Below are 23,671 nucleotides of genomic sequence, written 5' to 3'. Positions count from 1 at the left end.
TACGAATAGCGTCCTCGTAACTTCCCGCACGCATAGATGCGTTGCCAAGCGCAATTGGCGTGTTCGATGTATTCTGCATTAATCTTAATATTTCAAAAGGAACTGAATGTCCACCACCCTGATCGGCGCAATTACTGCCCGATGGCCAATGTCGGAATTGGGTTGCTGATTATGTTGCAACAGCAGGCTAAGTATATTTTCCTGCTCCCACCTTACTCGGTCGATTACTGGCTCAGCGAAGCCGACGTCCTCGTCCCAGAGGATCTGGGTATTGTGAGAGCGGTATCTATAGTCAGGTGCGGCAAGCAGGGTCGCAACCATTCTTCCATCACTGTGGTCCCCGCGGCTGATTATGTAAACGTTATCCTGCCGATCGACTACGATCTCCGGCCTGCTTATTGGAATCTGCAGCGTCCCGGCGCCTCGCAAGGAAAACGACTCCGCACGCCTCGACACAATTTGATGATGCCACTGTTGGCCGTCGTAACGAAGGTGCTGATATTGTGGCACTCCGTTTGGATCATCGGAGTAAAACACAATATGTGGTCGATTAGCGCTATCAACCGCCATGCTGCATTGATTGATGAGATTGCTTCCCGGTGAAACGGCATGTACAGTTTCAGCATTCACTTGAGTAATCGGAAGTTGGTACTCCCTCCCCCTAGAGGTTACCCAATTGCTTCCATTGTCCGGCGAGCAAGCGTATCCGATGTTGATGTTATTGATGAGACCGTCCGCACCTGCTCCCAGCGTATGAGTACGCCAGACGAAACTAAGGTGAAGATCGCCTTTTTTATCAGTTACCGGATGATTCCAGTACGCGTTACTCGTCCAAGGCCTTGATTCGCTGCCACTGAGCGTCGGCCGCGGATGATCCTTCCAACCTTCGAGAGCTTCGTCGTACGTTTTGATACGTGCGACCCCCTTGTCGTGCACGCCATCGCGATAAAGCAAAGTAAGTGGAAACCCATGGTGCGGTAAAATGAACGTCGGATACGTCACCCTCTGTTCTGCGTTACCGGTCATGGGTAGTTCATCAGTCCACTTCGTAATGTCATCCGGTAAGGCGCTCCGCCGATAACGGAGTTGCGTGGCATGATGGTCGTAACAGATATGTATATAGTTTTCGCGATCAATGCCAAGACTAATGCTGTTATGGGCGTCAACAAGGTTGTACTCACCCATCATGTCATATGTTTGGACGACATTGGTATCCAGCTCACGCCGCGCAAGTCGCAGAGTATGCTTATCTACATAAAAAGCAGTGATTTGTTTGCCTTGGCAAGTAAGAATACCGTGGTGACGAAAGATAACGGTATTAATCGTGTTGCCTGCCCAAGCATCACCAAGATGAATATCCGCCAATTTTGCAACACTGAAACCCCGAGCTGAACGATGAGCTCGAACCGAAGACGCGACGCTCAATACATTTTCGAAATGGGTTGGGTTCAAGCCTAGTTCGCTGAGTTGGTGATTGAGACGCGCCCTTAGCAGAAGCGGCGTACACGCGGGAGGAGCAGCCAACTCAACGGCGGACTCGAAATGCTCAAGTGCTCGAGGGATGTCGCCCGTAATTGCGGCAGCACGAGCCAAACTGTTGTGAACATTCGAGGCCAGTATCCGACAAATGAGCTTGTCGTTCGCCCCCCAATCTCGTGCACATTGAATAAATTCTTTAGCTTCGTGGACCATGCCGACTTGCAGTCTACCCGCGGCTGCAAACAGGGACAGCGTGGCACGCTCCGAGTGATCCTGCAGACTAGAGCGTTGGAGCCGCACGAGGCTATGCCAATCGCCAAATTGCCATTGCGTAATGGTGCGCTCAAGCAATGTTTCGTCCTCAGGGACGACGAGTTTCCCTGTATCGCCCCCCCCTAAACCGACGGACCGATTCAGGCTTTCAAAAGCAACACCGCGAAGGAGGTTAGATGGCTTTCTATTCATCGCTCGAACTCTCGCAGGAGGAGGTCCTTAATCAGGTCGAGTTGAGCTTCAGCCCGCATCATTTCCTCTTGCATAACTTTCTGACGAGTTCCCAACTCCGTATCCCGAATTTGAGCCGTTTCGATTTGCTGTTTCAACGCGCTTATTTGTTCAAGATAGACTGCGGACAGTTTAGTGGAGGCACCAAACTTCTCCGCCAACGTAAGCCTCTCTTGCTCTGCTGTATTCTTAGCCTGTCTCAGAGCGTCGATCTCGCGAACGCTATCGGACATTTGCGCGACGACTTCGTCGTGTCTCTCATTCAGCGCCTGCTTTTCCTGTTTAAGTTGCGCTTCCGCCTGCTTTAAGGAGTCGACATCACGGGTGCACTCGGCAAGCCGCTTCGCGACATCATCGCGCTGTTCCTCGAGTGCCAGGTTTTGCTGCTCGAATAAAGCCCGGGCTTGCGTCAGTGTTTCGACCTCATCTGTGTAATGAGATATCCGTCTCATCGCTTCCCCGTGCTGCTCTGCTAGCGCGCGCATGTCTTGCTCAAGCTGCATCGAGTTCTGTTTTAGCGTTTCGATCTCATGGGTGCGATCGGCTAGCAGTTTGATCGTGTCGTCGTATTGGCCTAACTGCGACAGCTTTTCCCGTTCCAATTCAACTTTCGCTTGCGTTAGCGCTTCGACATCACGGTTACGATCAACAACGAGCATCGTAAGCTCTTCATATTGCTGCACAATCGCAATTTTTTCCTTCTCCGTCTGCGTACGTCCCTCCTTCAGCGCTTCGATCTCACGGACGCACTCCGAGAGCCGCTTTTCCGCTTCGTGAAGCTGTTCCGTCAGTGCCAAATTTCGCCCTTCCAGTTGTGCCCTAGTCTGACTTAGGACGGCGATCTCCGTGCCATATTCAGAGGCTAACCGCGATTGCTCATCCCGTTGCTGCGCTAAATGGTTCAATTGCTTTTCAATCCCCGCACGCCATCCCGACAATTGCGCTTCCTGCTTCGCTTCCCGTTGTCGTGCCTGCTTCGATTCATAGCGCACTTGGCTCGCCTGACGAGCCTCAGACTCACTGAACTGCGTTCCCACCGGCAGAATTTCCAACATCGCTTCCGCCTCGATCACCTCACCAGCCTCGTGCAAGCGAAAGGCGAGCCATTTCAGCCGGTACGGCTTAGGATCTACTGCGTACGCGCGCCGCGCCGCTTCGGACGCGTTGGTGCGATCGCTTTTCATCATATGCCTAGCCAGCGCGGTGTACGCGTTGGCTCGCATGGTGGGCGAAATCGAAGTTGGCTCCATCAACTTTTCTATCGCGTCGAATCCGCCTTCACCATACGACGCGATGACTTTGTCAAACTTCTTACCGCCAAGCGCTGGCGGCGGGGTCTGCCGACTATAGCTGCGCCATATCCGGCCGAGCTTGCTCGGGATGAGCAGTAACGCTTTAGGTGAATCCGTTCCATCAATCAACACATTCCCAAGCTTCACATTCAGCGCGCTTTCCATCTCAATCTGACGATTGCGCCGTTGAACTGCTACCAACGCACGTAAACGTTGATTCTCTGCGAGAACGCCACATAGTTCATCGTCCACCCAACCCTTGTTGAGACTGACGTTATCCGATGAAATTGCCGGCTGCCCGCTTTCAATAGGTCGTTGACTCTCTATATGGTAGCGTTCGAGCTCGTCCTGCACTTGAAGCAGCTGATTGATCAGCAGTTCGTTTTCCTCGCTCATTTCCTTGAGACGAGATGCCATATCTGGCTGATTTTCTAGATCTAGAATCATTTCGCGCCTTTCCAGACACCACGTGTGTCGATGAGTACCTGCCTGCTATTGAGCTCGGGCTTAACGTCTCGGAATTCCGCATGTCCGACAAGAAGCACAAGTATGTGCGCTTGAGCAACTGCTTCGTCTAATGTCATCTGCGTCATTTGTGCGGCACCGTCGATTTCCTCAGGCAAAGTTTGAAAGTTAGGTTCAACTATCAAGACTTTGCCTTGACGACGCAACGCTAGAGTTTGCGCTATTTGAAGTGCAGGACTTTCACGCAGGTCGTCAATATCGGCCTTGTATGTAATGCCCAAACACGCGATACAAATTTCGTCAACGGGCACTCCTGATCCGGAGACCTCGGCTATAGCTTGATCGACCTGTTGGACTATCCAATTTGGCTTCGCGTCATTGACGTTACGCGCAGTTCGGATCAACTTTGCTTCTTCAGGTGCGCGATCTACTATAAACCACGGATCGACAGCGAGGCAGTGCCCACCAACGCCGCAACCCGGCTCCAGAATATCGACGCGTGGATGTCGATTAGCTAGACCAATCAATTCCCACACGTTGATACCTTGCTTGTCGCAAATCATCGAAAGTTCGTTAGCGAAAGCGATGTTAACATCACGAAAACTGTTTTCGGCAAGCTTGCACATCTCGGCGGTGCGCACCTGCGTGACTATACAATTCCCCTGAACGAACAAGCGATAGAGCGCAACTGCGGCCTCAGAGCACCTAGGCGTCATGCCGCCAATTACGCGATCGTTGGCAACCAACTCATGAACAATGCGTCCGGGAAGAACACGCTCTGGACAATAAGCAATCCGGATATCGGATGCGTCACCTGCCTGCTGAGGGAAGCTCAAGTCTGGTCGGACCTCAGCCAGTCGCTTCGCTAACAGTTCCGTGGTACCAACGGGCGAAGTAGATTCGAGAACGACCAGGTTGCCCTTAGCAAGCACTGGGGCTATCGACATAATCGCAGAGTCGATATAACTCAAATCCGGCTTCCGCTCATCCGTCAGTGGTGTCGGCACTGCAATGACAAAGGCATCGGCGGGTTCCGCACGAGTCGTTGCTCGCAAATAGCCAGCACCAACGGCTGCCTGGACAAGAATGTCCAACTCCGGTTCGACAATGTGGATTTCTCCGCGGTTGATCGTATCGACAACACGAGACGACACATCAACACCAATTACTCGCCGCTTGCGTGAAGCAAACAGCGTCGCAGTGGGCAAGCCTATATAGCCAAGACCAACTATCGAAATTTTATTCAACATGCATTCACCAGAATATCGCGGATTCTTAGGGTAGCAGTCCCGTCTCCATAAGGGTTTGCGGCCCGGGACGTCTCTGTGCGGACTGACGGACCATTGCGAAGCCAAGCCGCTTCGCAAATGATCGTTGCCTGATCTGTACCAACAAGCCGAACCGTACCCGCGGCAACGGCTTCCGATCGTTCAGTCCTTTCACGCGCCGAGAGCACCGGCCTGCAAGGGCAGCACCTTCTTCCTATATTCCCGCCTGAATCCGTAATCAACAGTATGGCCCGCTTCACCAGCAGCGGCCTTCTTTAAGCCAGCGAGCGAAATGATCTCGTGTGTACAGGCCAACCTCGCGCTGCACTGTCACGTAAGCCTGCGCCTCAATCTTGGATTTGCTTTTGAAGGCGCGAACCAAGGGCGCCATATATGCCACTGCCGGCCTGCTGCCAAAGACTGTCAGAACTCTAATCGATTCAATCCACATGATCGCGAATGATACTTTCGAGAAGCTTCAAGACACCAACAAGGGCAGAGCCAATCAACAGGGTTACGATGATGTTATAGAACCGCTGCGGTTCCACTGGATAGCTCGGCTTCGTTGGTGCCTGAATAATCGAAACCATCTTCAGGGTGCGAGCGGCATCCATGCGGCCGGTTTCCAGTGCGGACAAGGCCGTTTTGTACAAGTCCTGCGCAAAGCCGACCTGCATCTGCAGACGTTGAAACTCCTCGACCACGTAGTTGAGTGTGCCGCTGGATGGCGAGGCCAACTCCGCACGCTTCTGGGCAATCTGTTGCTCTATAGCTTTAAGACTGCTTTTAAGCATGACAATTGTGGGTTGATTCGGGCTCAGCGTCAAAGGCAGCGAAGCCAACTGTGTCTGGATATCGGTCTTTTGGGCCTCAAGTTTCGCTATCAAAACGTTGAGGCTATCCGCAGTCGTCTGCGGGGCCAACAGCCCTTTCGCGTTTTGGTAGTCAATGAGTGTGCGAGTCGCATCCAGAAGGCGATCATGCGACAGCGTGACTTGCTTTGCCAGAAAATCAACTTGTGACTGTGCTAGCTCGTGCCCCATCTGGTTCATATGCGCTTCGCCGTCTTGAACCATCAGTTTGACTATGGTTTGGGCAGTTTCTGGATCATAGGCCTCAACCTGGATGCGAAGCACCCCGCTATAGCTGTCGTATTCGACATCGACGCGAGACAACCAGAATTGATAAAACCATTCGATCGGTGCGTTCTTGAACCACATGCGCGAGATCGGATCCCGATGCCAGTTGCTAAAATGCGAACGCAGATCGAGCGCCGCGTCGAGCTTCTTGAGCATGTCAAGCGAAAGGAGGTACTCGCGCAACAGGAGCTGATCAGCACTATTGGGTCCTGCAGCGCCCACGAGCGCTGCAGTGATACCCGCACTTGGCCCGTCTACCTGGTCTGTTCGCTGGATGACGACCGTGGCCTGGGAAACGTAACGATCGGAAGCAATCAGCGACCAATATGGAATTGATAGCACCATCCACACGATAACCAATCGGACAACCAGATTAAACGCCTTAATGGAAAGAACGGTGTCCCTCCCCCATTCGTACGCCACCCCGACTCTCGCAGCCATACGCCATTTTTTGCTTGCTGACAGGTCTTTCATACCAGAATTTTGCTTTTATATGCCGTTAGCGCATCTTCAAGTTCGTCGAACCAGTGCGCCTTACCTTCATCAATCCATATTCCACACTGACAAAATTGCCTAAGTGTGCCTTCATCATGAGAGACCATGATTACGCTTGCATCGTTTGCTTTACTTTTAAAGGCATCCGCAGCCTTTTTCCTGAATTTGACATCCCCAGCAGAAGTGACCTCATCGGAGATGTAAACGTCAAAATCAAAGGCCAATGATAGTGCGAACTGCAGCCGAGACCGCATGCCCGATGAGTAGGTTTCAATGGGCTCGTCAAAAGCTTCGCCGATCTCGGCAAATCCTTGAATGAAGTCAAGGCGTTCGTCGAGTTCATCCTGATGGCCATGTACCCGGCAGACAAATTTCGCATTCTGACGGCCCGTCAAAGTCCCTTCCAGTCCGCCCCCGCCCATTGGCCATGAAACCCGGCAACGTCGCTCCACTCGGCCTTTAGTTGGAAAATCGATCCCACCGATAATCCGTAACAGAGTTGATTTTCCGGCCCCGTTATGACCAATTAAAGCGATGCTCCTGTCCGTCGGAATCTTCATGGTGACGCCGCGCAGGATCCACTTACCAACGCCATGCTCCGTCATGTATCGCTTGTGGACATCCTCAACCAGTATCATCGCATCACCAGCTTTCTCGAAAAACGTTTGTACAGTACGAGCCCCACAAATATAGATCCCAGTGCGCACGCGTAAAGAAAACTAAGCCTCACTCCATCTAAAGAATGGTACTCAGGCAGAAAACCGATTCTTACCAACTCTATCCCATTAACCACTGGATTCGCGACGAAAAGATACTGATAAGGTATAGGCACAAAAAGTGCGATGGGAAGCAATGCCCCCGAAAGGTAATAGAGCGGCAAATATAACAGCTTGAAAATATGATCTAGCTCGGGAATAAAGCACATGGCAACAGATGTAATAAGCCCTAACCCCAGTCCAAACAGCCATAGCCCAATGATGCCTGCCATCACCAGGAGAGGGTCCGCCGGAAACCAGCGGGGATCCACAACATCAGGTGTCATCGCATGCCCTGTCGCAATGGCAACTCCCACGATGACAATGGATATCGGCACCATCAGAAACAGCTCCAGAGTTGCTCTTACGATGGCAACATCGAAGGGCTTGACCTGTCGATATGCGAAAAATGCCTTATTACTATCGATTCCGTGCAGCACCTGTATCCAAGTGCGACGCCAAAGTAGGAACCCAATGAATCCAGCAATGATCCACATATTGATCGCCATCCCATTCACTTCATGGATGCGAAAAGTCTCATAGCCGAACGCATGCACCGATATGTAAATTACGGGCTCAGCCAAAAGCCATAGCCACGCAGCACGGGCTTCGAACAGTCGATCAAGCGCCTCGCGCAGAAACATCGCGCACCAGACAGAGAATGTGATCTCAAATGGCGTACGAATTCTTTTCGTCATAGCACGCTACTGAAAATCATGAGTAAAGGCCACCGTCGGATCCGCCACCATCACGATATACGTAAGGAACTTACGGAATTCCGCACCGGGCGAGTTCGAAACATAGATCACGTCGTGGTTTTGAATCGGAAAATTCTGCGTAACAAAGAACGCAGCAGGATCACGCAAATTGATTTCGTACACCACCGGCACTTTGCCGTTGCTAACCTTGACCGACGGGTCCATGTCGCTCACCAGCTTCGCGTCTTCAAAGCGGAACACGAAGATACCGCGCGCATCCGCACGGCTGTCATTCAAACCGCCCGATCGAGCCAGCGCCTGGGCGAGCGAAATTCCTTGCGCCTCAAACGGAATTTCGTCGTTCTTGCCTGTCGCACCGAGCACCGAATACGTCAGCGGCTGGAAAAGCGCCGTGACCACATCCCCCGGCTTGAGCAGCACGTTCTGCTTCGGGTCGCGAATCACAGATTCGAGTGACATGGTGGCTGTCGTATCACCCCGGGACAATTGCACCGCCATATGGCTGACCGGCTGTTTAAACCCGCCTGCAAAGGCGAGCGCGTCCAGAAGGCGCTCGCCCTTCGGCGTGAGCGGCATCATTGTGCTGGTGTTGACTTCGCCAACGACCGTGACGTTTGAAGCGTTGTTCTTCACCACGCTCACGAGCACCTGCGGCTGGTTCGCTTTGCCCTTGAGATGGTTGACGATACTAGTTTCGATCTGCTCAGTGGTGTGATCAGCCACTGAGATGCGGCCCGCGAAGGGAATGGAGACGGTACCGTCAGCGGCCACCATTTGCGTCGGCAGAGTAACACTGCTCGATGAGCCCGAGCCGAGCGACGGCAGGGAAACCGGCACGCCCGCGTTGAACAGCATGGCGGGTGGCGTCTCCCAGATCGTCACTTCGATGACGTCGCCAGGTCCGATCACGTAGTTGCTGGTCTTCTTGCTCGTAAAGGTGCTCGAGAACTGGTCCAGCCGTTTTGCGTCGGCGAGCTTGCGCGCCAGTCCGTCGTCGACATCCACCACCTGGATACCCTTGACGCGCTCCGAATCACTCTGCTCCCGAACCTGTTGACGGCTCGGACCCGATGTCGGCAACCAGTCCGGAAACGTCCCGCATCCAGTAAGCATCAAAACTGCAGGAAGGCAAACTGCCAAAAATTTCTTCTTCATGAATGCTCAAATCCGATCACGAATTACCCGCCAACCTCGCCACCGCCGCCACCGTCCGACTAACCTGCTCCGCCTCATGCGTCGAACAAATAAAAAACCGCAACCGCGCCGCTTTCTCTTCAACAGCAGGATAAAAAATCGGCTGCACGTTGATACCTTCCTCGAACAGCGCATTCGCCCACTGCGCGGCTTTCAGTGAACTGCCAGTGATCACAGGCACAACCGCATACCCAGCACTCGTCCCAACATCAAGCCCCGCCGCACGCGCCTCACTCAAAAACTGCTGCCCCCGCGCCTGCAACTTCGCAACTCGCTCCGGCTGCGCAATCAAACACTCCAGCGCAGCAAGCGAAGCCTCCGCAAGTGCCGGCGCAAGCCCCACGCTATACAGAAACCCTGGCGCGAGATTGCGCAACATATCCGCAAGCGGCTGACAGCCCGCGATAAAGCCACCGCAGCCCGCCAACGTCTTGCTCATCGTGCCCATCCACAAATCGACACGGTCCGACGCCACACCACAGTGCTCGCGAATGCCCCTACCTGTCGCGCCGAGCACACCCAGCGAATGCGCTTCGTCGACCAGCAGAAACGCACCGTGCCGTTCCTTCACCTCGCAAAAACGCTCCAGGTCTGGAAGGTCACCATCCATGCTGTACAGACCTTCAATCGCGACCAGCACGTTGCGGTATTCGCGACGCACACGCGTCAGCAGTTCGTCGAGCGCCTGCCAGTCGTTGTGGGCGAAACTCAAGCGCTTCGCGCCACTCAGCTGCGCACCTTGCACGATGCTGTTGTGCGCGAGCGCATCGTGCACGACCAAATCCCCCGGTCCGAACAACGAGCCGATCACCGTCACGTTGGTCGCATGACCGCTGACGAACGCGACGCAGTCGTCGGTCTCATAGAACTCGGCAAGCGCCCGCTCCAGCGCGCGATGCACGGGCCGCTCTCCGGCCACGATGCGGCTTGCCGAAGTCGACGTGCCGTAACGATCGATCGCCGCCTTCGCGCGCTCTGCGACGATCGGATCTCCCGCCAAACCCAGATAGCTGTAATTCGCGAAATTGACATACTCGCGGCCACCAATCTGCGTCGTCGCGCCCGCCATACCGTCGTGCACGCGAAAGAACGGCGATTCGACGCGCAGCGTCTCGCCCATCGCGCGCATCAGCTTGACCTGCTGGAATTGCGGCATTGCTTCGAAGCGGCTGCGCGCGGACAACGTCTGCGCGGCCTGTACCTCCTGACCATCCGGCATGCCGGGCGCCGCGACCGCATCGGTCACACGCTCCAGTTGCCGCTTCAATGCCTTGGCCGCCAACTGCTGCCGTAATGTTTCCCCGAGTCCCATGTATCCGATCTAGCCTTTCTGTCCTGCGCGCTCCGCTCTACGCGTGCGCGTCGACCCACTCGTACCCACCCGGCGTGCCGAGCAGCGCCGCGAGCAGTCTGTAATTCATTTCATGCGTTGGCCGTCGCGCGCTCACGTGACCGAGCAACGGCGCACCGGCGAGCGCAAGGTCGCCGACCATATCGAGCACGCGATGCCGGACGAACTCGTCGGGCTGACGCAGTCCGCCGACCACCCGCTTGCCGACGACCGCCGCCGTGCACGACAGCCGCGCGCCGCGCAGAATCGGCCAGCCGCGCAGATAGCCGACAACGATTGCGGGCACCGCCCACTTGATCTGCCCATACGAACGCGACGACGCGATCTCTTCGGCGAACGCGCGCGGCGTAAGCTTGCCGTGCCACTCCATATCGCCGAAACCCTTCAGGTCGTTGTTGTGAACGCTGAGAGCATACTCGTCGGCGGGTTCCACACGCATTTCGCGCCTTGCGGCGCCTTCGCCGTCGGCGACGCTGACGGTCTTCAGCACGCGCAGGAAGCGCTTCGGCCGTGGCAGCGCAGTGCGCCCGCACGCGAGGATCGCGTCGATCCACGGCTGGGCGCTGCCATCGAGAATCGGCACCTCTTCAGCGTCGAGTTCGACGATCGCGTGATCGATCTCGCACGCGAGCAGCGACGCCAGCAGATGCTCGACCGTCCGTACGCCGAGCCCATCGTTGCCGTTCAGCATCGTGCACAGCGGCTGACCGCGGCGCAACGCAGGATCGGCGGCCACCGTGCCGAGCGCGCGCCCCTTGTGCATGCGGCGAAACACGATGCCGTGCCGCTCGCCCGCGCTCTCCGCGTTTGCAACAGGCAGGATGCGCACGTTCACGCGCCGCCCGGTGTGCAAGCCGTGTCCCGACAGTTCGAGCGGACGCGCGAGCGTCCCTTCGCTCGCCTGCCAGCCCGCGGGGAGCTTCACTCCGCTAATGCCGGCGTCGACTGACATGGCTCGTCTCCCTGTTGATCCTGATCGTTGCCGCTCGTGTTTCGATTGCGTTCGAGCAGCGCGCGCGCCTCGTTCTCGTCGAGCGCGTGTCGTTCGGCTAGTGCCGCGAGTTCCTGTTGCGCGCCGTTCGCCGCGCACTGCGCACCAGGTGCGCTTTTGCGACTCTCGTTATCGAGCATGTCGACGATGCGCGCGGCGAGCATCGGCACGGTGGCGCCTTCGGCGATCGCCATGATCGACAGCTTCACGCCAAACGATTCCTCGACCGCCATGCCGAGTTCCATGCCCATCAGCGAGTCCATGCCGAGGTCGAGCACGGAGCGGTCGAGCGCGACGCGCTCCGGCGACATGTGCAGAATGCGCGCGATATGGCCGCGCAGCGCGGTCTCGACCAGCGCGATCGCTTCTGCTCTCGGCAGTGCGCGCAACTGTTCGAGCAAGGCGCCGTCTTCAGTCGTCGTCTCGGTTGCCGCGCCGCCTTGCAGCGCCATGTAGCGCCGCGCCTGCGCCGCCGGCATGCCGCGCGCGATGGCGGCCCAGTCGAGACGCACCAGCGCCTCGCCGGCCGCGCCGTTTGCGAGCGCGCGCTCGAGTGCGGTCATCGCCTCGTCGGAGGTAATCGACGCACCGCCGATGCGGGCCTGCAGCGCTTCACGCGTCGCGTTGTTGCGGGCGAGGAAACCGACGTCCTCGATCGGCCCCCACGCCATGAACGTGCCGGGCAATCCGCTGGCGCGACGATGCGCGACGAGCGCTTCGAGGAAGCTGTTGGCCGCTACATAGGCGCCCTGGCCCGGATTGCCGAGATAGGTCGTGGCCGACGAATACAGCACGAAGAAGTCGAGCGTGCAGCGCCGCGTCGCGCGATGCAGGTTCCATGCGCCGCCGATCTTCGGTTCGAGCACGGCGAGCATCCGCGCGTCGTCGATATTGCGCAGCAGGCCGTCGGCGATGCGCATCGCCGAGTGCAGCACACCCTTGAGCGGCGTACCGCGCGCCTCGATAGCGTCGACCAGGCGATCGAGCGCCGCGGCATCCGTCACGTCGCACCGCGCTACGGTCACGCTCACGCCATGCTCGGCTTGCAGGCGTTCGAGCTCTGCCTGCTTCGCGGCGTCGAGCGCACCACCGCGGCTCGCGAGCGTCAGATGCCGCGCGCCGCGCGCGATCATCCAGCGTGCGCTTGCGTAACCGAGACCACCGGTGCCACCGACGATCAGATACGCCGCGTTCGGATCGAGACTCAGCGCGGGCTGCGCTTCAACGCGCGCGGGCGCGGGCGTCCCCGACGCATAGGTGATCAGCACCTTGCCGATCTGACGCGCCTGCTGCATGTAGCGGAACGCCTCTTCCGCGCGCGCGGCGGGGAACGCGCGATACGGCAGCGGGTGCAGCACGCCGCTGACGAACAGCGCCATCACTTCCTCGAACAGGCGCGTGGTGAGTTCCGGCAGCACACCCATCAGTTGATCGGCGTCGATGCCGAAATAGCTGATGTTGTTGCGGAACGGCCGCAAGCCGATCTGGCTGTTTTCGTAGAAGTCGCGCTTGCCCAGTTCGAGGAAGCGGCCGAACGGGCGCAGCGTATCGATGCCGCGCACCATTGCCTCGCCCGCGAGCGAGTTGAGCACGATATCGACGCCCTCGCCGTTCGTGCAGGCACGCACGTCGTCGGCGAACGCGAGGCTGCGCGAGTCGAACACACGATCGACGCCAAGCAGGCGCACGAATTCGCGCTTCTCGTCGGCACCCGCGGTGGCGAACACTTCGGCGCCGAGATGGCGAGCGATCTGGATCGCCGCGATGCCGACACCACCCGCACCACCGTGAATCAATACGCGTTCGCCGCGGCGCAGCCGTGCGAGTTCACACAGCGCGTAGTACGCGGTGAAGAACGTGGTGGGAATCGTCGCGGCTGCTTCGAAGGAAATCGTTTCGGGTTTGCGCGCGATCGCGCTCGCACGCGTGACCACGTGCGTCGCGAACGAAGCCGGTGCGAAGCCGAGCACCGCATCGCCGGGCGCCCAGCCTTCGACGTCTGCGCCGACGCGCACGATGCGGCCGGCGAGTTCCATGCCGATCGTCGCGCCCGCAAAGCCGGTCTCGACTGCCTCGTCGGAGAGCAGGCCCATCGAATACATCACGTCGCGGAAATTCAGACCGGTCGCCACCGGTGCGATCTCGACTTCACCAGGCTTCAATTCGCGCGCGGGCAACGCAAACCATTCGAGGTTGCGCAGCGAGCCGGGCATGTCGAATGCGAGTACGGCGGGCGCGGGAGCCGCTACCTGCTGGGCCGTGGATTCGTCGAGCGGCGTCTGCTGTTCTGCGGTGTGCGCCGGCAGCATGCGCGGCACGTAGCGGCCTTGCGTCGTCAGCAGCACCTCTTCTTCGCTGTCGCTGTCGATAAGCTCGCGCACCAGTTGCGATACAGCTTTGTCATCGGCGCACGTGAAGTCGATCAGACGCAATGCAAGCGCCGGATATTCGTTCGCCATGACGCGGACGAGACCCCATAGGCTCGACTGCTCGGGTTGCGCCGCCGTGACCGCGCCGTGACTGAACGGTGCGCCGCCGCGCGTCACGACGCACAAGCGCGCCTGCGCGGCCACGCCGGCTGCGTCGAGTTCGCGAGCGAGCGTCGCGAGTGCGAGCACACCGCGCCGCTGCGCTTGCATCACATCGGCGCCGCTGGCGTCGGCGAGTCGTGCGGCCGGTGCGACGAACACGATCTGCGCTGGCGCGTTGTTGCGTTTGAGCGATGCAGCCACTTCGTGCACGCTCGTTAATTCGACTTCGCAGTCATCACGCGCGAGTTCTTGCGCGAGCGCGAAGCCGAACGCGTCATTGCCGGTCTGCACGATCAGGCAACGCGGTGCGTCGATCAGACCGGACGGCATCTGCTGCGCGGCCGCGGCCTTGCGCGCGATCAACAGCGTCGGCGCACCTTCGAGATCGAGGCCCTGCTCCGTGTGACGCGTGATGTCCTGCAAACCGGCGCGTTCGCAAAGCGAGTGAAGCGCGGCCGGCGTGAGCGCGCCATATGTTTGTGCGGCCACCTCATGACCTGCCGCGCCGAACACGATGTCGGCGAAACGGCTGCCGCGAGCATCGGCGAGCACGACGATGCCGCTCGGTGCAAGCCGTTCGGCAAGCGCTTGCAGCGCGACGAACGGATCGGCCTGTTCACCGATCATGCGGTTGACGACGATCACGTCGAACGGTGCGCTGTCACGGCAATGCGTGAACAGCGCTTCGTTTTCTCCGAGCAGCAGCGTCTGAACGTGCGCGTAGGTTTCCGCATCGAGTGCGGCGAGTTGCTGCTGGGTGCCCGCAAGCACGTGCTCGCATTGCGACGCCAGCATGCCGAGGTCGAGCGGCTGAAGCACTTCACCACGCGTCGCACCGATTTCCAGCACGCGCAGGCGGCGTGTGCGCGGCCACGCGGCCAACGCTTCCTTCGCGCAGGCAGCGAGCATGGCGCGGGCATGCGACCACGTGGGCGACGCATCGAAAAACTGCTCGACGAGGCTTCGTCCTGTCGGCGACAGCAGCGCGGGCGCATCGACAGATGCTCCGTCGCGCAGCGCGCGCGGCAGCGCCGCGCCGATGTGGGCAAGCAGCGTCAGTTCTGCGACGTGCGCCGGCGAACCCGCCAACACATCACGCCACAACTCGTCGAGCGCAGGCATTGCTGCACAGGCCGCATCGTCGCGCACGAGACGTTCGCCCTCGAAGCGTGCGAGACCGTCCTCAACGACGATCTGCACGAGGCGCTCGAACAGTTGCGCATTGGCAGCAGACATCGGCAGCCGCGGCTGCGCGAACGCACCGATCGCTTCCAGCGCACTCACTGCGTACAGGCCAGCCAGCACGTCGAGCAACGGCAGCGTTTCAGTCAAATGAAGCGTGCGTTGCGCGCCGTCCTCATGCGAGGCGACACGCGCGCTCGCGCGTTCGACGAGCACCGCCGGCGCGGGCAGCGCGGCGGCAGTGAAGCCCGCCGGCAGCGGACGCGCTTCGAGCGCGTAGACAAAGCGCGCCGGTGCGGCGTGGCGTCGGTTCGTCAGATCGACGCGGCGGAAACGGCACGCTGAAAGACGCGCGACGATCGCATTGTCGGCATCGAGGAATTCGAACGATGCAACGATCGAATGTGGGCTGCGGCGCAGCACGCGCGCAAGCACGCGGCGCACCGAGTCGCCACGCAGAAAATCGACGCGGCCGATCTGCACCGGCACGAAAGCCGCACGCGCATCACCAGCCGCGGCACCCGCCTGACCGAGCACGGCGAAAAGCGGATGAAAACCGCTGTCCATCAGCGCCGGATGCAGCAGCCAGCCGGCCAGCGCCTGCGCACCGCCGAGCGCCTGCGGCACTTCGAAGTAGGCAAGCGCGGCATCGCCTTGCACCTGTACCGTACGCACCCAGCGGAACGCCGGACCGTAGCTCAAACCGATCGCGGTCGCGCTGGCATAGAGGTCGTCTCCATGCATCACCGGGCTCGCTTCGAGGCGCGCCAGCACCGACTCGTCGGCCGCGCTGCGCGCGTCTAGCGTCGCACCGCTTTCGAGCAAACGGCCGGTCACGTTGAGATTCCACGCGCCGTCGCTCATACGCTCGCGCGTCTCGATCGTGAACGATGCAGTGCGTGCGTCGATCACGAAGCGGAACAGCTTCGCGTGCTGTGGCTGGAACACGACCGGCATCCGGATCTCGAGGTTCTCGATCGCGACATCCGATGTGCGAAAGAACACACGTGCCGCGGCCAGCGCCATTTCCACATAGCCCGCGCCCGGGAACGCAACACCGCCATCGACGACGTGATCAGCAAGCATCGGCACGCGTTGCGGATCGAGCTGGTTTTCCCAGCCGAACGCATGTTCATGCAGACGGTAGCCGAGCAGCGGATGATCGACGCGGCGATTTACCAGGTTGTAGCCCTCGACGGTGGCCGTTTGCCAGTGCCGTTCGCGCTGCCACGGATAAGTCGGCAGTGTCGTATTCGAGTGCTGCGATGCGAATGGCACGAAGCGATCGAGATCGACGCGCGCGCCGTGCGCGACTGCCGACAGTATCGAATGGGCCAGCATCTGCGCGCTGTCGTGATGGCGCTTCAGCGTCGGCACGACGGCACCGGCCAGATTCAGACTCGCGAGCGTCTGCTTCACGTAGTGGCGCAGAATCGAGTGCGGCGCGATTTCGATGAACATGCGCACGCCGCTCTCGGCGAGACGCGCAAGCGCTGCATCGAACCGCACCGGCTCGCGGATGTTGCGCCACCAGTAGCCGGCGTCGAGTGCGGTGCCGGAAAGCGTGTCGCCGGTGACGGTCGACACGTAGCGCTTCGTGCCTTCGCGCGGCGCCAGATCGGCCAAACCTGTACGTACGACCGGCTCGATCGCGTCCATGCGGCTGCTATGGAACGCGTAATCGAGATCGAGTAGCTGGAAAAAGCTGCCGCTCGCGGCGAGCGACGCGCCGATTGCTTCGAGCCCTTCGGGCGACCCGGCGAGCGTGACGGCTTCGGGGCTGTTGGTGCCGGCCAGCTCGACGGTCTCCGCGAGACCGAGACGTGCGATCAACTCCCGCGCATCGGCTTCGCCGATGCCGACCGCGGCCATCTTGCCGGTGCCGCGCGTGAGGCCCTGCGCGCCGCTACGAATGCGGATCACGCGCACGGCTTCGGCAAGCGTCAGCGCGCCAGACGCCCAAGCGGCCGCGATTTCGCCGACGCTATGGCCGACCGCCGCATCGAAACCGATGCCGCGCGCTTCGAGTACGCGCGTGATGCCAACCTGAATCGCGAACAACAGCGGCTGCGCGTTCTCGGTTGCCGCGAGCCATTCGGCGCTCGCGCCGGCGTACAGCACGTCGACGAGCGAACCGCTGCCGTCGGCGCGCCACAGCGCGTCGACTTCGTCGAGCGCCGCGCGGAACACTGCATCTTCCGCATACAGTTGCTTGCCCATGCCGGCCCACTGGCAGCCGTTGCCCGCATAGACGAACGCCACCTTGATGCCTGCCGCCAGCGCTTCGCCGCGTGCGACGTAAGCCGGCAACGCGTGATCGGGTGTATCCGCAAGCATCAGAAGCGCGGCGCAGCCTGCTTGCAAATCTGGCGGTGCGATAACCGCGCGCTGTTCGAGCCATTCGCGACGGCGCGCGGCGCTGGCCGCGAGCACGCCCCAATCGGCGCCGTTCTGCAGCAGCGCGTGGTAACGCTGCGCGAGTGCGGCAAGCGCGGCCTGCGAGCGCGCCGTCAGCACGAGCGGCGCGAGGCCGGCGTCCGCAGACGGCGCATGAGCCGTGACCGCTGCCACCGGCGCGGTCGCACACTCCGCTTCGGCGAGTACGACGTGGGCGTTCGTGCCGCCGAAGCCGAACGAATTGACGCCGATCGTCAGCGGCGCGCCTTCGCGGCGCGACAGCGGCGTGAAGCGGTCGACGACGCGCAGACGACCGCCTTCGAAATCGATGGCCGGATTAGGCGTTTGAAAATGCAACGAGCGCGGCACCGCGCCGTGCTTCAGGCACAGGATCGCCTTGAACAGACCTGCCATACCCGACGCAGTTTCGAGGTGGCCGAGGTTGGTTTTGACCGAGCCGATCAGCAGCGGATCGTCGGTCGCACGGCCGCTCGAAACTGCTTCCATCAGCGCGCGCGCCTCGATCGGATCGCCGACCGCGGTACCGGTGCCGTGAGCTTCGAGATACGCAAGCGAGCGCGGGTCGACACCCGCGCGGCGATACACCGAACGCAGCAGTTCGGCCTGCATGGTCGCCGTCGGCACACTGATACCACCGTGCGAATGGCCGTCGGAGTTCACGCCCGTGCCGGCGATCACCGCGTGAATGGTGTCGCCGTCCGCGAGTGCGCGCTCGAGCGGCTTGAGCAACACGAAAGCGCCGCCTTCGGCGCGCACGTAGCCGTCGCCGGTTGCATCGAAGGCACGGCAGCGGCCGCGCGGCGACAGCATCGACGCCTTCGCAAAGCTGACGAAACCAAACGGATGGAGCAGCAGATTGACGCCGCCCGCGAGCGCCATTTCGGTTTCACCGGACTGCAGTGCCTGCACTGCCTGATGCAGCGCGACGATCGACGACGAGCACGCGGTATCCACCGACATGCTCGGACCGCGCAGATCGAACAGATAGGACACGCGGTTCGACGCGATGCTGAGCGCGTTGCCCGTGGCCGAATAGGGATCGATCCAGTTCAGATCGTCCATGCTGCGGTTGCCGTAGTCCATGCTCGCCGCACCGACGTACACGCCGCAGTTGCGGCCGCGCATCTGGGTCGGACGCACGCCCGCGTCCTCGAACGCCTCCCATGCGAGTTCGAGCATCAGGCGCTGCTGCGGGTCCATCTGGCTCGCCTCGCGCGGCGAAATGCCGAAGAACGCGGCATCGAAACCGGCCACGTCATCGAGCACGCCGGCCGAGAACGTGTAGCTCTTCCCTGCTTCTTTTTTGGACGGATGCTGGTAGAAGGCCGTGCCGAATCGATCGGCCGGCACGACGGTTACCGCGTCACGCTCGTCACACAGCAGTTGCCAGAATTCCTCGGGCCCAGTCACCCCGCCGGGAAAGCGACACGCCATCCCGATAATTGCGATTTTCCTTTCCATCTTCATGCCGGCATTTGCTGCAAATCGTTTCGCGAATCGGCGGCGACATCCGCATCGATCATCGCGCGCTGTAGCGTGGAGCCGAGGGCCTCCACGCCAACGTCCCGGCGCGTGCCAATGTCGCTGCCGAAATTACGCCAAATAAAGTAATCACTGTGAGTCGGTTCCGTGTCGAGCGCATTGAATACGGATGACATCGCGGGAACGTGGTCACCGTAAAAACACAGAACCGTGGGCCGGCTACGCTCGCGCAGATAGCTGGTCAGTCTGCCGATCATCGCGTCCGCGTTTTCCACATGCCGCAGATAAGCCGTCAGGTCGCGCCAGCGCGCGTCGTCTCCCAGCGTGTGCCGCGATGTGGATTCCCCGCTGGCAACAGTCTCCAGATGCAGAGGGCCGTGGTTTTCCATCGTGATCGCAAACGCGAACATCGGCTTGTCATCGCTCGCCCGCAGCAGCGCGATGAGCTTGTCCGCAACCGCGAGATCCCCAACGTACGGTCCCACGCGAGACGCATCGGCGAAATCGTCGATGTCCAGAAAGCGGTCGAAATGCATGTGCGCAAATGCCCGGCGACGGCCGAAGAAGCTCGCGTCGTACGGGTGCACGGCAACCGTGCGATATCCGCCGCGGCTGAAATAAGCCGCCAGCGACGCGCACGCGCGGCGCACGAACATATACGGATAAAAGCGCGCATAGCCCAGTTCGGCGGAACTCATGCCGGTGAGCATCGCGAATTCGCTGCGCATCGTATTGGCGCCCCAGGCCGGCACGGCCAACTCGCCTTGCTCGAACGACTCGCGTCTGGCCTGATCGAAATGCGCATAGGGTGCGCCGGACACGCATTCGCCGAGGCGGCGGGCGTCGAAGTACGACTCGCTCTGGATGACGATGACGTCCGGATGAACGTCAGGCCGACCGGCCGAAAACGGGCCGGCGGCGGTGGCGCGATCGAATGCACGCCGTTGCGCACGGCTCAACCCGTTGACCAGATAGGCAACGAACGCGGAGAAGAAACCGAGCCGGCGTTGGTCGGAAAACGGTTGCAGCGTAACCGGCACGCGACGCGAAAGCGCGATGCACACCGGCAGGCAAATCAATGCAACGACGGCTTCAGCAAATCGCGGTGCGGGTGCCTCGGACCTTTCGGCAATGAACGCTGCCGCCGCTGCCGTGATGCCGGCGAGCACGATGATCAGCTTGCCGAGACCGAGGAACGGCAAATACAGGCGTGGATGCGAGAAGACCTGACTGAAAAGACTCAGGTCGCTGAACACCAGCGGTTCGCGCAACGACGCGTACTTGGCGTTGCCGATAACCGCGAGCAGACCAATCAGCACCAGCGCGACGCCCGCCGAAAACAATGGCCGTCCCGTCAGTGCGCCGCAAACCGTCGTCACGACCGCGAGCGCCGCCAGATGCAACATCAGCGCAACGGGTGGTCGACGCAGCGACGATCGCGTAACAGCGATCGCTTCAACGACGAAGGAGCATGCGACCATGGCGACCGCGATTGTAAAACCGAGCAGCACTTCACATATTCCGGCGAGGTATCTGAAACAGGAGACCCAGAATTGCGTCGGCAATCGCCGCGGGCAACAGACGTAGCAATTTGAGGCCGAGCGTCAAACTGAAGGGAAACGCGATTTCCACACGGCGCCGGTTCAGGCGCTGCTTGATAAACGAGGCGGCCTTTTCGGCGCTCCACATGAACGGCTTGTTACCAGGAAAAACGTCGCTCATCGCGGTTCGCACGAAACCGGGCATCACCACTGAAATGCCGATATGGTCGCGTGCGAGAACCGGACGCACGGAGTCGCAGTACGCGACGAGCGCGGCCTTGCTTACGCAGTAGGCCGGCGAGATGGCCATCCCCCGCAAGCCGGCCAGCGAGCTGACGACCGCGATCTGCCCACGCCGCCGATTGCGCATGCAGTCGATGGCAGGCAGCACCGCGTGCAGCGCACCGTAGAGATTGATATCGACGACTTCGGCCGTGCGCTCGACGCCTTCCCAGTCATCCGACGAGCGCAGCGTGCTGGCCACGCCGGCATTGGCTATCAACAGGTCGATCGGGTGTTGCGTGTCGAAATCGAGAATCCATGCCCGAAGCGCCGCCGCATCGCGCACGTCCATACAACCGATCACGATTTCGGCGCCACGCTCGCGGCACTCCGCTGCAACCGACTCGAGGCGCTCGGTGTTTCTTCCGATTAAACCCAACGTGATACCAGGCGCGCAATAGCTTAACGCGAGCGCACGCCCGAGTCCGGCACTACCACCAGTAATAACCACTACACGCGGGCCATTCACGCTCAATCCCCCCCCGAACTCAAGCGATGTCATTTTTTGCATGGCCTGTAAATAAAGTTATTCGTTTCTTTCGCAGCAGCTACACGTCAAATGTCAAATAAGACGCGCGGCTGCCAGTGAAAAACATGCAAAGGTAGCAGCATCCGCTGCTACCGCTAACATCGATTTGCATCGATCAAAGCTTTGAAGTCGCAAAGTTCGCGCTTGCAGCGCCGGTCCTTCAGGGTCTTCGGTCAAGGCGGGGAACAAGGAATCCAGCGCAATACGACTAGTCCCGCACATAAGACGCGCTGAGAGAGGCGAAATGATAAGCCTGCTCAGGGCCGGGGCAATGATACCGCAAGAGAATTCTTTCAGGTCATTACAACGGGCAAATTTTATGAGATTCGCGCTTTCGCAACAGCCGGCCAATTTACCAACTATTACATGCACAATCGCCGCCATTGCAAGGGAACCAGGGTTTCTTCTGCTTTTGTTCGCTTCCGCGTGGTTGAGCGTCAGCGGCGGGAAGCGGTTGAGTCAGAAGTTATTCTTTAAAGTGATGCCGGGTATTTGCCGTTAACCACGCTTGCATCACAATGGTTTATCCCTAAAGACAAAATATCTGAATCGTGACATTTGTTGACAGCCGAATACCCTCACCGGGTATCGCTGGAACAAACCATGGCGACGCGGTGCGCGCGAGGCAAGGATTTCGCGTGTACGTCGCCGCAGAGATCGATCATCTACAGCGCTCGTGAACCAGCCGGACACAGCGGTAGATCGAAGCGATTGGTCGCCCGTTACTTCGTCCTGTCTGGCGCGTAGCCTCATCGCGCAAAGAGCCAGGGTTGCGCTGCGCCCTCCTTCCATGTTCAGACGCGCCGTAACATCGCCACGGCAGAACGACGCTGTGCACGCAATGCGACACGCGGGAAGTTACCCTTCTATACGCTCCGTGCCAATAAACATCAAAACCACATTTGCAAGAACCTGCACAGATCTTCTGGATAGACTCGGCCAGGCTCTGCGCACCGTGGGCGCGTACGCGAGCCATTCAATTTCCGCTTTTTTCGTGAGTATGAAAATACTTATGGTCTAGCGAATTTTTTTCATGATGTTTTTTTACTTTTTTAACTCACGATATGCTAGACATTACAGTTCATATGCAGAATGAATGGGGAAATATCACAATTCGTGAAATCGATGGACAACCGGGTTGAGTGATATTTCCCACACAAAGGTCGGTGTATCGATTTAATACGTCATCCGAAAGCAGAGCGCCAATGCTCTGTGCCTACGCAAATAGCAGGTTAAAAAATAAATACGGAGTTCGACTAAAAGAGGATGAGCCGTTCGACGATTGAAGCAGTCGGAACTCCGCGCCGGCCGGGAAGCGTTCCCCATGTCTGCCTGAACAGCTCGCTGCGGAGATCCACGCTCGACTCGCAGTACTGCGTCACAAATTCTTCTTGGTGCCGCCGCTAAAATACGGGGAATGGCGCTTTGTATCCGTGCGCGAGCATCGCGATCAGTATTGCAGACAGCGCCGGCAGCACCAGATCCAGTACTTTGTAGATATCCCAATGCCATGGGAGCCAGCCGATCGCCCATGTATAAGCATGCTTCTCGAAAGCGAGCACTTCTCCGGCATCCAGGGTTTCAAGCTCGCATTCGAGTTTCTTACGCGACCAATACCAAACGATTACAGCAAGAGCACCAATTCGAAAATTGAACAGCAGCCCGACCGGCACCTGGATCAGCAATCCTTCAAGGCAGTGAGACAAAGACATTCGCCATCTCGCCGCCGCGAACCAGTCGAGTAAAGCAGTCATCCGCAAATTCTCCTTGTACATCAAGCGATATTCCTAGCTACACCGGTCTCGCCCAGCCCGTGACGGCGATTTCCCGGCCACCTGCCGGTTCCAATGCGCTTGGCGCCAATGCCCGCCAAAGTTCTGGATGATATCCCACCGAACAGCACGAAATTAGGTCGAACGAAGCGAAGGTACCTCGCCGACGCTCGCACACTCGCGGAAGTCGCAAAATTCAGGCCACGAGTCGTGACGCACACGAACCGAGCTGGCCCGCTCAGCCTTCTTGTCAACGTGAGCCGCGGCACGCGTCACCGCAAC

Annotated in this window: 14 protein-coding genes; all 14 read right to left on the bottom strand. The window is 59.4% G+C overall.

Annotated features, from left to right (window positions below):
* Positions 1-84: 84 nt before the first annotated feature.
* The 14 genes from L0U82_RS24975 to L0U82_RS24915 all read right to left on the bottom strand — a co-directional run bounded on the left by L0U82_RS24975 (position 85) and on the right by L0U82_RS24915 (position 23,371).
* Positions 85-1,830, bottom strand: coding sequence for a BNR repeat-containing protein (locus L0U82_RS24975; protein WP_233835407.1), 1,746 nt, complete (start codon positions 1,828-1,830; stop codon positions 85-87).
* Positions 1,831-1,940: 110 nt separating this feature from the next.
* Complete coding sequence (locus L0U82_RS24970) at positions 1,941-3,722, bottom strand: hypothetical protein (RefSeq protein ID WP_233835406.1); 1,782 nt, start codon at positions 3,720-3,722, stop codon at positions 1,941-1,943.
* Positions 3,719-4,990, bottom strand: coding sequence for a UDP-N-acetyl-D-mannosamine dehydrogenase (wecC, locus tag L0U82_RS24965; RefSeq protein ID WP_233835405.1), 1,272 nt, complete (start codon positions 4,988-4,990; stop codon positions 3,719-3,721). The genes L0U82_RS24970 and wecC overlap by 4 nt, the downstream gene beginning before the upstream one ends.
* Positions 4,984-5,268: a UDP-N-acetylglucosamine 2-epimerase gene (locus L0U82_RS40000; protein WP_442793660.1), complete on the bottom strand. Its 285-nt coding sequence runs from the start codon at positions 5,266-5,268 to the stop codon at positions 4,984-4,986. Before L0U82_RS40000 ends, wecC begins: the two co-directional genes overlap by 7 nt.
* 180 nt (positions 5,269-5,448) lie before the next feature.
* Positions 5,449-6,621, bottom strand: a complete 1,173-nt coding sequence (locus tag L0U82_RS24960) for a chain-length determining protein (RefSeq protein ID WP_233835403.1) — start codon at positions 6,619-6,621, stop codon at positions 5,449-5,451.
* Entirely contained in the window at positions 6,618-7,280 is a 663-nt protein-coding gene (locus L0U82_RS24955; protein WP_233835401.1) for an ABC transporter ATP-binding protein, read from the bottom strand. The genes L0U82_RS24960 and L0U82_RS24955 overlap by 4 nt, the downstream gene beginning before the upstream one ends.
* Positions 7,277-8,095 carry an ABC transporter permease gene (locus tag L0U82_RS24950; protein WP_233835400.1) on the bottom strand — a complete coding sequence of 273 codons (819 nt, stop codon included), beginning with the start codon at positions 8,093-8,095 and terminating at the stop codon, positions 7,277-7,279. Before L0U82_RS24950 ends, L0U82_RS24955 begins: the two co-directional genes overlap by 4 nt.
* Positions 8,096-8,101: 6 nt before the next feature.
* On the bottom strand, positions 8,102-9,271 hold the full coding sequence (locus tag L0U82_RS24945) for a polysaccharide biosynthesis/export family protein (protein WP_233835399.1): 1,170 nt from the start codon (positions 9,269-9,271) through the stop codon (positions 8,102-8,104).
* Positions 9,272-9,287: 16 nt separating this feature from the next.
* Entirely contained in the window at positions 9,288-10,622 is a 1,335-nt protein-coding gene (locus tag L0U82_RS24940) for an aminotransferase class I/II-fold pyridoxal phosphate-dependent enzyme (protein WP_233835398.1), read from the bottom strand.
* Between the two features lie 37 nt (positions 10,623-10,659).
* On the bottom strand, positions 10,660-11,586 hold the full coding sequence (locus L0U82_RS24935; RefSeq protein WP_233837481.1) for a UDP-3-O-acyl N-acetylglycosamine deacetylase: 927 nt from the start codon (positions 11,584-11,586) through the stop codon (positions 10,660-10,662).
* The gene (locus L0U82_RS24930) at positions 11,583-19,244 is read right to left on the bottom strand and encodes a type I polyketide synthase (RefSeq protein WP_233835397.1); all 7,662 of its coding nucleotides are present in this window, start codon (positions 19,242-19,244) and stop codon (positions 11,583-11,585) included. Before L0U82_RS24930 ends, L0U82_RS24935 begins: the two co-directional genes overlap by 4 nt.
* 2 nt (positions 19,245-19,246) lie before the next feature.
* Positions 19,247-20,746, bottom strand: a complete 1,500-nt coding sequence (locus tag L0U82_RS24925) for an LTA synthase family protein (RefSeq protein ID WP_233835396.1) — start codon at positions 20,744-20,746, stop codon at positions 19,247-19,249.
* 31 nt (positions 20,747-20,777) lie between these two features.
* Complete coding sequence (locus L0U82_RS24920; protein WP_233835395.1) at positions 20,778-21,590, bottom strand: SDR family NAD(P)-dependent oxidoreductase; 813 nt, start codon at positions 21,588-21,590, stop codon at positions 20,778-20,780.
* A gap of 1,430 nt (positions 21,591-23,020) precedes the next feature.
* Positions 23,021-23,371: a hypothetical protein gene (locus L0U82_RS24915; RefSeq protein ID WP_233835393.1), complete on the bottom strand. Its 351-nt coding sequence runs from the start codon at positions 23,369-23,371 to the stop codon at positions 23,021-23,023.
* Between the last annotated feature and the right edge of the window lie 300 nt (positions 23,372-23,671).

This window comes from Paraburkholderia sp. ZP32-5 (assembly GCF_021390495.1).
In the GTDB taxonomy this organism is placed as follows: Bacteria; Pseudomonadota; Gammaproteobacteria; order Burkholderiales; family Burkholderiaceae; genus Paraburkholderia.
Note: the sequence above shows the minus strand (reverse complement) of the source record. Positions and strands in the feature narration are given on the sequence as shown.

What these genes read in the sequence shown, in the direction of transcription:
- L0U82_RS24915 (WP_233835393.1), bottom strand. Translation starts at nt 23,371, where the DNA reads ATGACTGCTTTACTCGACTGGTTCGCGGCGGCGAGATGGCGAATGTCT.
- L0U82_RS24960 (WP_233835403.1), bottom strand. Translation starts at nt 6,621, where the DNA reads ATGAAAGACCTGTCAGCAAGCAAAAAATGGCGTATGGCTGCGAGAGTC.
- L0U82_RS24955 (WP_233835401.1), bottom strand. Translation starts at nt 7,280, where the DNA reads ATGATACTGGTTGAGGATGTCCACAAGCGATACATGACGGAGCATGGC.
- L0U82_RS24930 (WP_233835397.1), bottom strand. Translation starts at nt 19,244, where the DNA reads ATGGAAAGGAAAATCGCAATTATCGGGATGGCGTGTCGCTTTCCCGGC.
- L0U82_RS24920 (WP_233835395.1), bottom strand. Translation starts at nt 21,590, where the DNA reads ATGACATCGCTTGAGTTCGGGGGGGGATTGAGCGTGAATGGCCCGCGT.
- L0U82_RS24950 (WP_233835400.1), bottom strand. Translation starts at nt 8,095, where the DNA reads ATGACGAAAAGAATTCGTACGCCATTTGAGATCACATTCTCTGTCTGG.
- L0U82_RS24945 (WP_233835399.1), bottom strand. Translation starts at nt 9,271, where the DNA reads ATGAAGAAGAAATTTTTGGCAGTTTGCCTTCCTGCAGTTTTGATGCTT.
- L0U82_RS24970 (WP_233835406.1), bottom strand. Translation starts at nt 3,722, where the DNA reads ATGATTCTAGATCTAGAAAATCAGCCAGATATGGCATCTCGTCTCAAG.
- L0U82_RS24925 (WP_233835396.1), bottom strand. Translation starts at nt 20,746, where the DNA reads ATGGTCGCATGCTCCTTCGTCGTTGAAGCGATCGCTGTTACGCGATCG.
- L0U82_RS24940 (WP_233835398.1), bottom strand. Translation starts at nt 10,622, where the DNA reads ATGGGACTCGGGGAAACATTACGGCAGCAGTTGGCGGCCAAGGCATTG.
- wecC (WP_233835405.1), bottom strand. Translation starts at nt 4,990, where the DNA reads ATGTTGAATAAAATTTCGATAGTTGGTCTTGGCTATATAGGCTTGCCC.